The sequence below is a fragment of the Sulfurospirillum barnesii SES-3 genome (genome assembly GCF_000265295.1).
GTDB classification, from domain to species: domain Bacteria; phylum Campylobacterota; class Campylobacteria; order Campylobacterales; family Sulfurospirillaceae; genus Sulfurospirillum; species Sulfurospirillum barnesii.
Genome location: NC_018002.1, coordinates 1,812,188 through 1,825,413, shown reverse-complemented (window position 1 = coordinate 1,825,413; position 13,226 = coordinate 1,812,188). Strand labels below are relative to the sequence as shown.

Sequence of the window (13,226 nt, the reverse complement as noted above, 5' to 3'; positions counted from 1 at the left end):
TGTAAAGATGATTATTCGTGAAATTCAACAGTTTTCTGAAGTACGAACACGAGCACGGGCATATTTGTGTTATCTTTTTACCCGTAATATTCCTAATCGTATGCCTGAGCCAAACATTGATGTGATTAGTGCAAGCTTAGACAAGATTGTGCATGAAGTGGAAGAGTTTGAAGCACTTTATTTGCTCGATCATCGAGGTGAACAGGTGATTAACAATATTACCGATGATCCTCGAAAAAAAGGCGGTTTAGGGCAAAATCGTAGTGCTAAGTCATATTATTATCGTGCGGTACGTGAAAAGCGTTGTGTTTTAAGTGATCCGTATCCCTCAACATTGACAAATGATTTGACGGTGACTGCTTCGTATCCTATTTATGATAATGAAGGAAGTTTACACTACATTGCCTGTATTGACGTCTCTTTAGAACATATTTTAAAAATTGCACACCCCTCATCACTACAATCTTATTTTGGTAAAAGTTCTCAATTGATTTACTCGATTTTTTCGCTCTCTTTGTTAGCCATAGCCATGTTACTTTTGTTCAATGGTTTGCGCAGTCTTTTCACCCATGGTCTTGCCTTTAATCTTTTGGATATTGAGGCAATGTTTCAATCGACCATTCTCATTACGCTCTCTTTAGCTATTTTTGATTTAGTGAAAACCATTTTTGAAGAAGAAGTATTAGGGCGTCATGAACGTGATGAAAGTTCGGGTATCCATAAAACGATGGTACGCTTTTTGGGCTCGATTATTATTGCTCTTGCTATTGAAGCCTTAATGTTAGTTTTTAAATACGCCATTATAGATTCTGCGCATATTTTAAATGCTGTTTATCTTATTGGGGGTGTTACCTTGTTATTATTTGGATTGGCATTTTATTTGAAAGCAATTTCACAAAAGAGAGATGAATGATTGGTTTAATTGATTACAATATGGGGAACCTTCGCAGTGTAAGTAATGCTTTTGAAAAGCTAGGCACGGAAGTGAGTGTTATTAGAACTGCAGAGGATATTGCTCAATGCGATAAGATTATTTTGCCAGGAGTGGGTGCTTTTAAAGATGCTATGCACTGCTTGAAAGAGCGAGGCATGGACGAAGCAATTGGTGCCTTTGCTTCTTCTGGAAAACCTCTTTTGGGTATTTGCCTTGGGATGCAACTCCTTTTTGAGAGTAGCGTGGAGTTTGGGAAAAGTAAAGGACTAGGTCTTATTGAAGGTGAGATTGTTGCTTTTGATACGTCTTTATTTCATAAACGTCTTAAGATTCCACATATGGGGTGGAATACCTTGTATGTGACACAAAAATCTGATTTGTTTAAAGGTATGCCAGAGTCATTTTATCTCTATTTTGTGCATAGTTTTCATACGCACTGTGATGAAAAATATAGGATTGGCAAGACCATGTACGGGTATGAATTTCCTAGTGCTGTACAGAAAGATAACGTGTATGGGTTTCAGCCACACCCTGAAAAATCACATGAAAATGGCTTGAAAATTTTAAAGAATTTTGTGGAGTTATGATGGAAATTTTACCAGCAATTGATTTAAAAGATGGGCAAGCTGTTAGATTAACAAAAGGTTTAATGCAAAGTGCTAAAATTTACTCGGATGAACCATGGGAAGTTGCCAAAAAGTTTGAAGAAATGGGCTCATCTTGGGTGCATTTAGTCGATTTAAACGGTGCTTTTGCAGGCGAGCCAAAAAACCTTGAACAGATAGAAAAAATTCGTCAAAATTGCCACTTAAAGCTAGAATTAGGTGGGGGTATTCGGGATGAAGAAACCATTCGAAGGTATGTTGATTTAGGAATTGATAGAATTATCTTAGGCTCTATTGCGTTGAAAAATCCTTCTTTTGTAAAAGAGATGGCACAAAAATATCGTATTGTCGTGGGTATTGATGCGATTGATGGGTATGTCGCTGTTGAAGGGTGGGCAGAAAAATCGACAATGAAAGCAACCGATTTGGCCCGTGCTTTTGCCGATGCAGGCGTGGAAGCGATCATCTGTACGGATGTGGGACGAGATGGGATGCTCAGTGGGGTAAATGTAGACTTTACACTCTCAATTGCAGAAGCTTCAGGCATTGCCACCATAGCAAGTGGAGGATTAAAAAATTTAGACGATATAATAGCGCTGAAAGAGAGTCAAAAAATCTCAGGAGTCATTGTTGGAAAAGCCTTTTATGAGGGGACGTTAGATTTGCCTGAAGCATTCGCTTTTCTCGCTAAAAACATGTTTTAATCTAAGTTCAAACTAAAGTTAGTTAGAATTAAGAGTAAAGCCATAACTTAAAAATAAAGGAGTGACATTGAAGCTGCTTGTAGTAGACGATAGCTCAACAATGCGCCGTATAATAAAAAATACCTTACAGAGACTAGGATATGACGATGTTTTGGAAGCAGAACATGGTGTTGAAGCCTGGCAAATTATGGAGCGTACACCTGATATCAATGTTTTAATCACCGATTGGAACATGCCTGAAATGAATGGATTGGATTTGGTCCGTAAGGTAAGAGCCGAGAAAAAATATGAAAGTATGCCTATTATTATGGTAACAACAGAGGGTGGCAAAGCGGAAGTAATCACAGCACTTAAAGCAGGTGTTAATAACTACATTGTGAAGCCTTTTACACCACAGGTACTTAAAGAAAAACTTGAGGATGTTTTAGGTTAAGATGAATAAAACCTATAATGAACTTCATATAACCCCAAGTGGAGAGTACCCACTTTTTCTTGATATGATAATGAGTCTTAATGATGAGGCTGTTGAAGAGTTAAATGGAACTTTAATTGTGCGAAGCGAAGAGGATTTGTCTATGCTCCGTTTTGGGATAGAGACATTTGCAGAAGAACTCTCAAAGCTTCTTCGTAAGACGATTCATGTTGATATTGCACAGTATGTTAAAGAGAATGAAGATTGGATCGCTAATTATCGAAATTCTATTCAACCTTTACATGTAGGCGATTTTTATATTCGCCCTAGCTGGATTCCGCAAGAAAACAATAAAAAAAATATTATTATTGACCCAGCACTTGCTTTTGGTTCTGGACATCATGAAACTACCTATGGTTGTTTATTGTTGCTACAAAAGTATGTTAAAGAGGGAACAAGGCTCTTAGATGTGGGGTGTGGTAGCGGTATTTTGAGTATTGCTGCACGTAAATGTGGTGCCATAGTTGATTTGTGTGACACCGATGAACAAGCAACACACAGTGCTAAAGAAAATTTTGAACTCAATGATGAAGTGTATGAAACATTATGGACAGGCTCTGTTCAAAAACGCACGGGTGAATACGACGTTGTTATCGCCAATATTATTGCTGATGTACTAATTATGTTATCGAGTGATTTAAAACAAGCAGTTAAAGAGGGAGGCTATCTCATTCTCTCTGGTATTTTAGATAAGTATGTTGATAAGGTAGAAAATAAGTTTTCATCCATGACATTGGTTGAAAGATTTCAAAAAGAGGAGTGGTTTACACTCGTATTAAAAAGGAATTAGATGGCTCAGAATAACCAAAATAGAGATAACAAAAACGAAAAGAAAAACAATTTTTTTAATCAAAATCCGCTTTTAATGTTTGCAATTTTTTCCATCATTGTTATTTTAGTGTTTAAAAATTTTACATCTATGTCAGAGAACAGTATGGATGCAAATTTTGGAACACAAAACAGTGCAACGAAAAATATCAGTTATTATGAACTAAAAGAGTTGATTAAAAATGGTCAAATTAATTATGTAGCGATTGGTCAAACAACCATTAAAGCGTTTTCAACCGCAGGTACACAAAAAACTGTTTATATGGTTAAAAAAGTGGGTGAGGATAGTACCTTTATTCCTCTAATGGATGAGAAAAAAGTGGGATATGGTGGCTATAACGAGACCAATATTTTAACAGAGATACTTTTTTCATGGGTACTCCCTGTTTTTGTCTTTTTTGGTATTTGGATGTTTTTAGCAAACAAAATGCAAAAAAATATGGGTGGCGGTATCCTTGGAATGGGGAGTAGTAAGAAACTGGTTAACTCAGAAAAACCAAAGGTGAAATTTGAAGATGTTGCTGGCGTTGAAGAGGCAAAAGAAGAGGTCAAAGAGATTGTTGATTTTCTTAAATTCCCTGATCGCTATATGAGTTTGGGTGCAAAAATTCCGAAAGGCGTTCTATTGGTGGGCCCTCCTGGTACGGGTAAAACTTTGCTTGCCAAAGCGGTGGCAGGTGAGGCAAGTGTACCATTTTTCTCGGTTTCAGGCTCAAGCTTCATTGAAATGTTTGTAGGTGTGGGTGCAAGTCGTGTAAGAGATTTATTCGAAAATGCTAAAAAAGAAGCGCCTGCGATTGTCTTTATTGATGAGATTGATGCGATTGGTAAAAGCAGAGCCGCAAACGGTATGATGGGTGGGAATGATGAGAGAGAACAAACCCTCAATCAACTGCTTGCGGAGATGGACGGTTTTAGCTCTGATAAATCACCTGTTATTGTTTTAGCTGCAACGAACCGTCCCGAAGTCTTGGATGCTGCGCTTTTAAGACCAGGCCGTTTTGATAGACAAGTTTTGGTTGATAAACCTGATTTTCAAGGTAGAAAAGATATTTTAAAAGTACATAGTGCGGATATCAAATTAGATAAAAATATTGACCTTGAAGAGATTGCTCGTTTAACAGCAGGCCTAGCAGGGGCTGATTTAGCGAATATTATTAATGAAGCTGCACTTTTAGGTGGACGTAAAAATAAATCACATGTAGAACAGATTGATCTTGTAGAAGCAGTGGAGAGAGCTATTGCTGGACTTGAGAAGAAAAGTCGTCGTATTAATCCTAAAGAAAAACGTATTGTTGCGTATCATGAGAGTGGTCATGCTCTGATAGCAGAAACAACAAAAGGTGCCAAAAAAGTCTCAAAAGTCTCTATTATTCCTAGAGGTCTTGCAGCTCTTGGATATACACTTAACACACCTGAAGAGAATAAATTTTTGATGCAAAAACACGAGCTCATCGCTGAAGTAGATGTTCTCTTAGGTGGGCGAGCTGCTGAAGATGTCTTTTTAGGTGAAATTTCAACCGGTGCTGGCAATGATTTAGAGCGTGCAACAGATATTATTAAAGCGATGGTTAGTATTTATGGTATGAGCGATGTGGCTGGGTTAATGGTTCTTGAAAAACAGCGTAATACTTTCTTAAACGGTGGAACAACCAAAGATTACAGTGATAAAATGGCTGAAAAGCTGGATGAACATATTAAAAAAGCATTGCAAGAACGTTATGAAATTGTAAAGGCACGTTTAGAAGAGTACCGTGAATGTATTGAACGAATTGTTGTTAAACTAACTGAGGTTGAAAGCATGGATGGTGAGCAATTAAGAGAGATTATTAAAGCGTATGAACAAGAGTTTAATATTGATCCAAACACAGAAAAAGTCGTTTCTTTAAATGAGAGCTTAACTAATAATGATGCAAACTAATTATACACGTACGCATTTTATTGCGAAAGAGGGATGGAACCAGATTGTTTTTGCGTTTATGGTTTTCCTTCTTTCGTATGCTCTGTCTTTTTTACCGTGGCTTTTTTTTGTTTTTTTTCTTGCTACAGCTTTTGTCTATCGAAATCCAGAACGTATTGCAGAAGAGAGTGATGAGCGGTGTTTATTAGCTCCTATTGATGGGACGGTAACCAAGATTTCAAAAGTCGATTTAAAAGACGGTAGTGAAGCTTTATGTGTGGTCATTCGAAAATCACTTTTTGATGTAGGTCTTCTTCGTGCACCTGTAGGTATGGAAATTCAAGAGGTTAAAAATCGTTTTGGTCTTTTTATGTCGAGTTCTTCATCTCTCTTTTCATCATTGTGTGAGCGAAAAACTTTTACATGTAAAAGTCAATTTAGCTCCTTTAAAATAGTTGTAAGTGCAGGGCGTTTTAGTCAAAAAATTATTTATTTTAAAAAAGATGGATTGGTTAAAGCCAACGAGCGTTTTGGATTTTTAAGAGAGGGTGAAGTTGCATTGTTATTACCATTAGATGTACGCATTAAAGTCTCGTTGAATCATAAAGTTATAAGCGGTCAAAGTGTTTTAGGTTATCTCTCCCATAAGGATACTCATGCCAAATAGTGGTAACAAATTTCAGTTAATCTATATCTTCCCCAATCTTTTTACTGCAGCTAGTGCCTTTTTGGGAGTTATTAGTATTTTGTGTTCGGCAAGTGGACAATTTGAAAAGGCTGCTATTTATATTTTACTTTCTTTGATTTTTGATGGGCTTGATGGAAGGGTTGCTCGATTAACGAATACGACAAGCCAATTTGGAGCGGAGTTTGATTCTTTGGCTGATATTGTTGCTTTTGGGGTTGCTCCTGCGATGCTTTTTTATTTTAGTGTTGGGCATATGTACGGCAAAATCGGCTTTTTATTATGTGCGATGTATGTGGTTTTTGGGGCTATTCGATTGGCACGTTTTAATGTGATGATTGGGGTCAATGAGCCTTCAGTATTTATTGGTGTACCTATTCCTACCGCAGCGGTTGTTCTTGCTATGTGGATATTGTTCTATGGCGAATACAGTGTGCTCAAAGGAATTGAATGGGTATTGTTAGTGGGTATTGGGTTGCTTTCATTTTTAATGGTCAGTAATATTCGTTATCCTAGTTTTAAGAAAATTGATTTAAAAAAGGCTCATTTGACTAAAAGTTTAGTCTACCTTGTTATCCTTTTTTCTTTCTTGTATGTCTATCCTATTGAAGCGGGTACAGCATTGATTACCCTATACTTAGGGTATGGATTAGTGCGAGGGGTGTATACTTTTTGCGTTGCCAAATTCCATAAAAATTTAGTATAATATAGCAACTTTGAGGCGAAGGTGTTTCCTTTGCCTCAAGCATTTGAAAGGAGAAGCGATGAATAGCGTTGATATAGGCATTATCAAATCAATCAAAATTTTACCCAAAATAGAGATTAAAAACGCTCTCCTGCAACACCTCCTCTGCCTCTAATTCTTTTTTCATTTTTTTAACATTACTTAACGAAAATATACCTAAGGAACAACAATGAAGAACAATAAAATTATAATTTTTGATACGACATTACGAGATGGTGAGCAAAGTCCTGGTGCTTCCATGAACACGGAAGAGAAAATTCAGATTGCTTTACAATTACAAAAGCTAGGCGTTGATGTCATTGAAGCGGGATTTGCTGCGGCGAGCCCTGGGGATTTTGATGCGATTTCTCGTATTGCTGAGGCAGTTAGTAAGAGTCGTGTGTGTTCGCTTGCTCGTGCGTTGGAAAAAGATATTAAAGCAGCAGGTGAGGCGGTTGCCAAAGCGAAGATGAACCGCATTCATACGTTTATCGCAACCAGTTCGATTCATATGGAATACAAACTTAAAATGACGCCCGAACAAGTGATCAAAAAAGCAGTGGAAGCCGTGCAGTATGCTAAGACATTTTGTGAGGATGTTGAGTTTAGCTGTGAAGATGCAGGACGAAGCGATGTGAGTTTTATGAAAGAGATTTTAGATGCGGTAATTAATGCGGGTGCTACAACGCTGAATATCCCTGATACGGTTGGATACCGCTTACCCACAGAGATGGGGGCTATCATCAAATCGTTGTCTGATTTTGTGGGTGAGAGAGCGATTATCTCCGTGCACAATCATAACGACTTAGGTCTTGCTGTGGCAAACTCTTTGGCATGTATTGAAAATGGTGCACGTCAAGTGGAGTGTACGATCAATGGCTTGGGTGAGCGTGCTGGGAATGCGGCGTTAGAAGAGATCGTGATGGCGCTTCGTACCCGTAAAGATCATTTCAGTGGCTACGAGACAAACATTAACATTAAAGAGATTTATCCAACGAGTAAGCTCGTTTCATCGATTACGGGTATTGAGCCTCAACCGAACAAGGCGATTGTGGGTAAAAATGCCTTCTCGCATGAGAGTGGTATCCATCAAGATGGTGTGTTAAAACACACCCAAACCTATGAAATTATGAGCGCCAAAGACATTGGTTTGGATAAAAACTCAATTGTACTTGGAAAACACTCAGGCCGCCATGCGTTTAAAGATAAATTATGTACGCTTGGATATGAGCTTAAAGATGAAGAGATTAATGAGGCGTTTGATCGTTTTAAAATTCTAGCCGATCAGAAAAAAGAGATTTTTGATGATGATTTACGTGCGTTAGTGGCTGAGGAGATTACCAAGATTCCTCAAGTATTTGATTTGTTACGTTTACAACTTTCTGATTGTGCACCGGGCGGTGTCCCAAGTGCTGCGGTGACTATTTTGCATGATGGTAAAGAGATCACCGATGCCGCCATTGGCAATGGCACAATGGATGCGATCTTTAAAGTCATTGATCGGGTGTGTGGTGTGAGCGGCGAGCTTAAAGATTATAAAGTAGACGCCGTTTCGCAAGGTAAAGATGCGATGGCACGTGTTTTGGTTAAGGTGGTCTTTGATGAGAGCAAGCCTGCTATTATGGGGCATGGACTCAGCGTTGATACCATGTTAGCAACGGCAAAAGCGTACATTGGTGCGCTTAATAGCTACATGTCAATGAAAGAGCGTCTTAGAAATGTTCAAAAGATAGAGCAAGAAGGCATCTAATTGATTGCTTTACATGTAAAGAGGCGTTTTCTCTTTACATGTAAGCTGATTTCATGATATTAAAACTAAAATAACGTGAACTAAATCCGCTATTACCAATACTTCGGTATTGCACACTTGCTGCTTCAAAGTTTCCAATTTCTTGATACAAAAGTCCTAGTGCGTAGCGACTTTCAGCATTGCTCGGATCGGTTAGTTTTGAGAGCTCAAGCAATGCGATAGCATTTTCACTGTGCCCTGCACCAATAGCTGCAACAGAGGCTAAAAAAATGGTATGGGTATCTCTTTTTTGATAATCATCTATGAGTTTATTGTAAAGTGTAAAAGCCTCTTCAAAACGATTCGCATAAATTTCCATAAATGCGAGTGTTTGCATGATGGAAGGAATATCCTCTTGTTCTTCTTCCATTTTAGCCCGAACCCCATCACGTTTTTGATGCACCAAACCTCCAATTTGAAGCAATTTAACATACTGCTCTTTAACAATATTAGGTCCATAATAAAAGGCATCATAATCCAGGGGAAGTTGGTTAAACTCCATTTGAATCTCTTTTGCATAGGTTTTGATTGCTTTTTTATTGTGTTTCACATTAAAGGCAATGATATTTGCCATAATATCTTTAGGCAAGAGCGTTTGCAATTTTTGCGAACCAAGATGATACATGCGTTCATTGTGGAGTTTTTGTGCAGCAATAATATTTAACACAAGGCTAAGGGGAGTGTCATCTTTTTCTAATTCAAGCCAACGTGTGAGTGAAAAATGATTCCCATCCGTAAGATAAATCAATGAAATATAGAGGTTTTCTTTCTCGAGGTTTGTATTTTTATTGAGGCTATCTTTTACATCTTCTGAAAGTTTTGTAATATCTCTTCCAATCAATTTTCCACTCATGAGTGCAAAAACACCTGCAAGATAGTTGCTATTATCCAGATGATAACTTTTTGAAAAGTTTTTATAGGCGTTGGCGTAATCACCCATTTGTGCATAGGTGAGGGCAAGATTGTAGTGTAAAATAGAGTGATTTGGATAGGTCTCTACCATTTGAACAAAAATAGCATTGGCTTCATAAACGTGAAAATCAAGAGCTTTTTTAATCCCTTGACTGATGGCAATGTTTACTTTTGAAATGGTTGAGCTTGCTTTTAAATACGAAAGGGCAGGCCCTATCTCATCAATAAAAATATTCATACTCCCTTTGCGGATATAATCAATGGTTTGTTTGGCATCAAACACTTTATACGGTGCATAATAGAACAGAAGATTATAGGTGTTTTCATTGTTAAAAAAAAGTTCTTTCTCAAATTCGGCTTGTGCACTTTGAATATCAAACAGTGAAGGTTTTAAAATCGTATGAATGCCGTAAATGGGTTTTGTATCTGTTGAGTTGACATTGTAAACATCCCGAATAAGTGTGGCGCTGTTGCCTAAATTGCCTAGTTTATTTTCGACCAATGCCAAGGCAATTTTTATTTTTGTTTGTGTTGGATTGTACTGCGAAGCTTTGAGTAAATACGTTCGTGCGGTTTGATAATCGCCCGTTTTAGCGTATAAAAGACCCAATGTAAAATGATCACTTTCTTGTTTAATGGACTCAAGCGTTGAAAGAGAAAGGCTATTGTATTGCAGTGAGCCTAGAATTTTTGATGCGAGATAGGTTTGGTCTTCCTTATAAAATTCCATTTCTGGGTGGCGAAGAGCACTTAAAGCTTCGTAGTAAAAGTTTTTATAATAATGCACTAAGCCTACATAATACGAATATAAAGGAGCATTGCTCTCTTCGGGGAGATAGGCAAAGGCTAAATCAATGTAATACGTAAAAAGCGCATCATCTTTCATCTCCAAAGCGCATACGGCTGCATTGATTGCGCTGATACAGCGATGTTCTTTATTTTGAATCGCTTTTTTAAAGGCATCAAGAGCCTCAGGAAAATTCTGTTCTTTTAATTTTGCTACACCGATGTTATAGTAAGAGATAGATTCGTTAAAGGTTGCAATTTTTTCATAAATTTTTAGTGCTTCTTCTTTATTGCCTTGTTCGTAGAGAAGGTGCGCTTTTTTAATCATGGTATCAATTTTTGAGGGAGAGAATTGTTCTTTTTGTATGGGTTTTTCTTCTGTCTTCTGGGTAATAACAGGAGCAATAGGAGGATTTTTCTTTGTACTAAAGATAAGAAGAAGTGCGACACTGATTCCAAGAAGAATCACGACCCCTGCGATGAGTAAGAACAGTAACTTTTTTTTTGTTTTTTCATGTGTAGACGCTTCATTGTTGATGGGCACAACGTATGAAGGGGTGATTTCACCATCTTCATGTTCTTCTTCAATGGGTGCAAATGATTCTTCATCCTTTGATGAAGCATCATCTGCTTCAAGGATGATAACTTCTTCTTCTGCCATCTTACATGTACTTTTTCAAAACGTCAGGGATGGACACGGTGCCATCTTCATTTTGGTAGTTTTCCATAATGGCAATGAGTGTTCTTCCAACGGCAAGAGAAGAGCCATTAAGGGTGTGAACCAAGCGGTTTTTACCCTCATCTTTGAATCTTATTTTCGCACGTCTGGCTTGAAAATCAAAGGTGTTGGACACAGAACTGATTTCACGGTAGCGGTTTTGCCCAGGGAGCCACACTTCCAAATCCACGGTTTTTGCCGCACTAAACCCTAAGTCGCCACCACAAAGCATCAAGTGACGGTGAGGGAGTCCTAGGGAAGTCAGCAAATCAGAAGCGCAGGAGAGCATCTCGTCAAACACCGCTTCACTTTGCTCAGGTGTGGTGATACAGACGAGCTCTACTTTGTCAAATTGGTGTTGGCGAATCATACCTCGTGTGTCTTTACCCGCACTGCCAGCTTCTTTACGAAAACATGCTGAATAGGCGGTCATTTTAAGAGGAAGCTCTTCTTTGCTTAAAATCTCATCTCTGAAAAGATTGGTCACGGGTACTTCGGCGGTGGGAATCAAAAAAAGCTCTTCGCCCTCAATTTTAAATAAATCATCTTCAAATTTAGGCAGTTGACCTGTGCCCATTAAGGTTTCACGGTTTACAATGTAAGGAACCGCTACTTCAGCAAAACCTCGACTTCGGTTAAAATCAAGCATGTAATTAATTAAAGCACGCTCCAATCGTGCGGCTTCATTTTTGAGGACGGAAAAACGGCTTTTGGAAAGCTTCACGCCACGCTCAAAGTCAATCCAGTTTTGTTTGCTGTCGATGTCCCAATGCTCTTTAGGTGTGAAGGAGAAGGTTTTAGGCACAAGAACGCGCTTGAGTTCCACATTATCGTTTTCATCTTCGCCATCAGGTACTAAAGGGGAGGGCATATTGGGAATGATGGTGGCAAGTGCTTCAAGCTTTTCTTCTAACGCTCTTACAACCTCGGTTGCTTCAGCAATTTTTTCTTTATTCTCTGAGAGTTCGGCTTTAAGGGCATTGACGTCTTTTCCTTCTTTGGCATACACACCAAAAAGTTTGCTTTTGGCATTTTGCTCGGCTTGGAGGGGTTCTAAGACCAGACGTGCGGATTTAAGCTCCAAAGAGATGGCTCGCACTTCTTCTAAGAGGCTTTCATCCACTTTCTTTTTACGTAATGCTGTTGCCACAGCGTCAAAATCATTTTGAATCAGTTTAATATCTAACATACGTTTCCTTAACGGTAAATTCCAACTAAATCACGAATAGAAGCCATTTTTTCACGAGCAATCGTACGAGCTTTATTCGCACCTTCATCTAAAATAGCAAAGACTTCTTGTTTGTTTTCCAAATAGTAAGCCCTTTTTTCACGAGCAGGCGCAAAATAGTCCCAAATGAGGGTGTTAAGATAGGCTTTAAAGTGGCCATACCCCTCACCCCCTTTTTGATAACGTGCTTTGAGCGCTTCTACTTCGTCATTTTCTAAAAAGAGCTTTGCTAAAGCAAAGACATTACATGTAAGATAATCTTTAGGCTCTTCCATCGGAGTTGAGTCAGTTACGATGCGTGAGGTTGCTTTTTTGAGCTCTTTTTCGGTGCAGAAGATATCGATGGTATTGCCATAGCTTTTACTCATTTTAGCCCCATCAAGCCCTGGGACAGTGGCGACCTCTTCATCGACTTTAAATTCGGGTACTTTGAAAATATCCCCAAAATCATTGTTAAACTTAATGGCAATATCTCGGGTAATTTCGACGTGCTGAATTTGGTCTTTCCCCACGGGAATGACCTCTGAATCGTAGAGCAAAATATCTGCTGCCATTAAGACAGGATAGGAAAATAAGGAGTGATTTGCGGCAATACCTTTTGCGACTTTATCTTTGTAGCTATGTGCTCGCTCTAAAAGTCCCATTGGTGTGTAGCCTGAGAGTATCCAGTAAAGCTCCAACACCTCTTTGACATCGGATTGTGCCCAAAAGGTGACTTTTGAAGGGTCTATGCCCAAAGAGAGAAAATTAATCGCTGCATCTAGGGTGTTATTTTTAAGGGCCTCACCATCTTTTAAAGAGGTCAGGGCATGATAATTGGCAATAAAAATAAATAAATCACTTTTTTCTTGAAGGTCTATCATCTGTTTGATGGCACCAAAATAGTTGCCTATATGCAGTGCACCTGAGGGTTGAATTCCTGTTAATACTCTCATCTACAT

At 38.5% G+C, this 13,226-nt stretch carries 12 protein-coding genes; 9 read left to right on the top strand and 3 right to left on the bottom strand.

Annotated elements, in window-relative coordinates; all coding sequences use genetic code 11:
• The first annotated feature begins 7 nt into the window (after positions 1 to 7).
• From SULBA_RS09160 to SULBA_RS09120, 9 genes are all read left to right on the top strand, one after another.
• On the top strand, positions 8 to 913 hold the full coding sequence (locus SULBA_RS09160) for a PDC sensor domain-containing protein (protein WP_014770008.1): 906 nt from the start codon (positions 8 to 10) through the stop codon (positions 911 to 913).
• Entirely contained in the window at positions 910 to 1,521 is a 612-nt protein-coding gene (gene hisH, locus SULBA_RS09155; protein WP_014770007.1) for an imidazole glycerol phosphate synthase subunit HisH, read from the top strand. Before SULBA_RS09160 ends, hisH begins: the two co-directional genes overlap by 4 nt.
• Positions 1,521 to 2,243 (top strand): 1-(5-phosphoribosyl)-5-[(5-phosphoribosylamino)methylideneamino]imidazole-4-carboxamide isomerase, encoded by a 723-nt coding sequence (hisA, locus tag SULBA_RS09150; protein ID WP_014770006.1) that lies wholly within the window; start codon positions 1,521 to 1,523, stop codon positions 2,241 to 2,243. The genes hisH and hisA overlap by 1 nt, the downstream gene beginning before the upstream one ends.
• Before the next feature lie 67 nt (positions 2,244 to 2,310).
• Positions 2,311 to 2,676, top strand: a complete 366-nt coding sequence (locus SULBA_RS09145) for a chemotaxis response regulator CheY (protein ID WP_014770005.1) — start codon at positions 2,311 to 2,313, stop codon at positions 2,674 to 2,676.
• A 1-nt stretch (position 2,677) separates the two neighbouring features.
• Positions 2,678 to 3,505 (top strand): 50S ribosomal protein L11 methyltransferase, encoded by an 828-nt coding sequence (locus tag SULBA_RS09140; RefSeq protein ID WP_014770004.1) that lies wholly within the window; start codon positions 2,678 to 2,680, stop codon positions 3,503 to 3,505.
• Positions 3,506 to 5,464 carry an ATP-dependent zinc metalloprotease FtsH gene (gene ftsH / locus SULBA_RS09135; RefSeq protein ID WP_014770003.1) on the top strand — a complete coding sequence of 653 codons (1,959 nt, stop codon included), beginning with the start codon at positions 3,506 to 3,508 and terminating at the stop codon, positions 5,462 to 5,464.
• Entirely contained in the window at positions 5,451 to 6,110 is a 660-nt protein-coding gene (locus tag SULBA_RS09130) for a phosphatidylserine decarboxylase (protein ID WP_014770002.1), read from the top strand. Before ftsH ends, SULBA_RS09130 begins: the two co-directional genes overlap by 14 nt.
• Entirely contained in the window at positions 6,100 to 6,834 is a 735-nt protein-coding gene (pssA, locus tag SULBA_RS09125) for a CDP-diacylglycerol--serine O-phosphatidyltransferase (protein WP_014770001.1), read from the top strand. The genes SULBA_RS09130 and pssA overlap by 11 nt, the downstream gene beginning before the upstream one ends.
• Before the next feature lie 208 nt (positions 6,835 to 7,042).
• A complete protein-coding gene (locus tag SULBA_RS09120; protein WP_014770000.1) occupies positions 7,043 to 8,602 on the top strand; it encodes a 2-isopropylmalate synthase in 1,560 nt (519 codons plus the stop codon).
• Between the two features lie 34 nt (positions 8,603 to 8,636).
• On the opposite strand, the gene SULBA_RS09115 is transcribed toward SULBA_RS09120, so the two are convergent.
• Genes SULBA_RS09115 through trpS form a run of 3 tightly spaced genes read right to left on the bottom strand, consistent with a single transcriptional unit; the run spans position 8,637 to position 13,220 of the window.
• Positions 8,637 to 11,000, bottom strand: a complete 2,364-nt coding sequence (locus tag SULBA_RS09115) for a tetratricopeptide repeat protein (protein WP_014769999.1) — start codon at positions 10,998 to 11,000, stop codon at positions 8,637 to 8,639.
• A 1-nt stretch (position 11,001) separates the two neighbouring features.
• Positions 11,002 to 12,246, bottom strand: a complete 1,245-nt coding sequence (gene serS, locus SULBA_RS09110) for a serine--tRNA ligase (RefSeq protein ID WP_014769998.1) — start codon at positions 12,244 to 12,246, stop codon at positions 11,002 to 11,004.
• An 8-nt stretch (positions 12,247 to 12,254) separates the two neighbouring features.
• A complete protein-coding gene (gene trpS, locus SULBA_RS09105; protein ID WP_014769997.1) occupies positions 12,255 to 13,220 on the bottom strand; it encodes a tryptophan--tRNA ligase in 966 nt (321 codons plus the stop codon).
• Between the last annotated feature and the right edge of the window lie 6 nt (positions 13,221 to 13,226).

Coding starts and splice junctions, on each gene's coding strand:
- SULBA_RS09160 (WP_014770008.1), top strand. CDS start 8: ATGATTATTCGTGAAATTCAACAGTTTTCTGAAGTACGAACACGAGCA.
- hisH (WP_014770007.1), top strand. CDS start 910: ATGATTGGTTTAATTGATTACAATATGGGGAACCTTCGCAGTGTAAGT.
- hisA (WP_014770006.1), top strand. CDS start 1,521: ATGGAAATTTTACCAGCAATTGATTTAAAAGATGGGCAAGCTGTTAGA.
- SULBA_RS09140 (WP_014770004.1), top strand. CDS start 2,678: ATGAATAAAACCTATAATGAACTTCATATAACCCCAAGTGGAGAGTAC.
- ftsH (WP_014770003.1), top strand. CDS start 3,506: ATGGCTCAGAATAACCAAAATAGAGATAACAAAAACGAAAAGAAAAAC.
- SULBA_RS09130 (WP_014770002.1), top strand. CDS start 5,451: ATGATGCAAACTAATTATACACGTACGCATTTTATTGCGAAAGAGGGA.
- pssA (WP_014770001.1), top strand. CDS start 6,100: ATGCCAAATAGTGGTAACAAATTTCAGTTAATCTATATCTTCCCCAAT.
- SULBA_RS09120 (WP_014770000.1), top strand. CDS start 7,043: ATGAAGAACAATAAAATTATAATTTTTGATACGACATTACGAGATGGT.
- SULBA_RS09115 (WP_014769999.1), bottom strand. CDS start 11,000: ATGGCAGAAGAAGAAGTTATCATCCTTGAAGCAGATGATGCTTCATCA.
- serS (WP_014769998.1), bottom strand. CDS start 12,246: ATGTTAGATATTAAACTGATTCAAAATGATTTTGACGCTGTGGCAACA.
- trpS (WP_014769997.1), bottom strand. CDS start 13,220: ATGAGAGTATTAACAGGAATTCAACCCTCAGGTGCACTGCATATAGGC.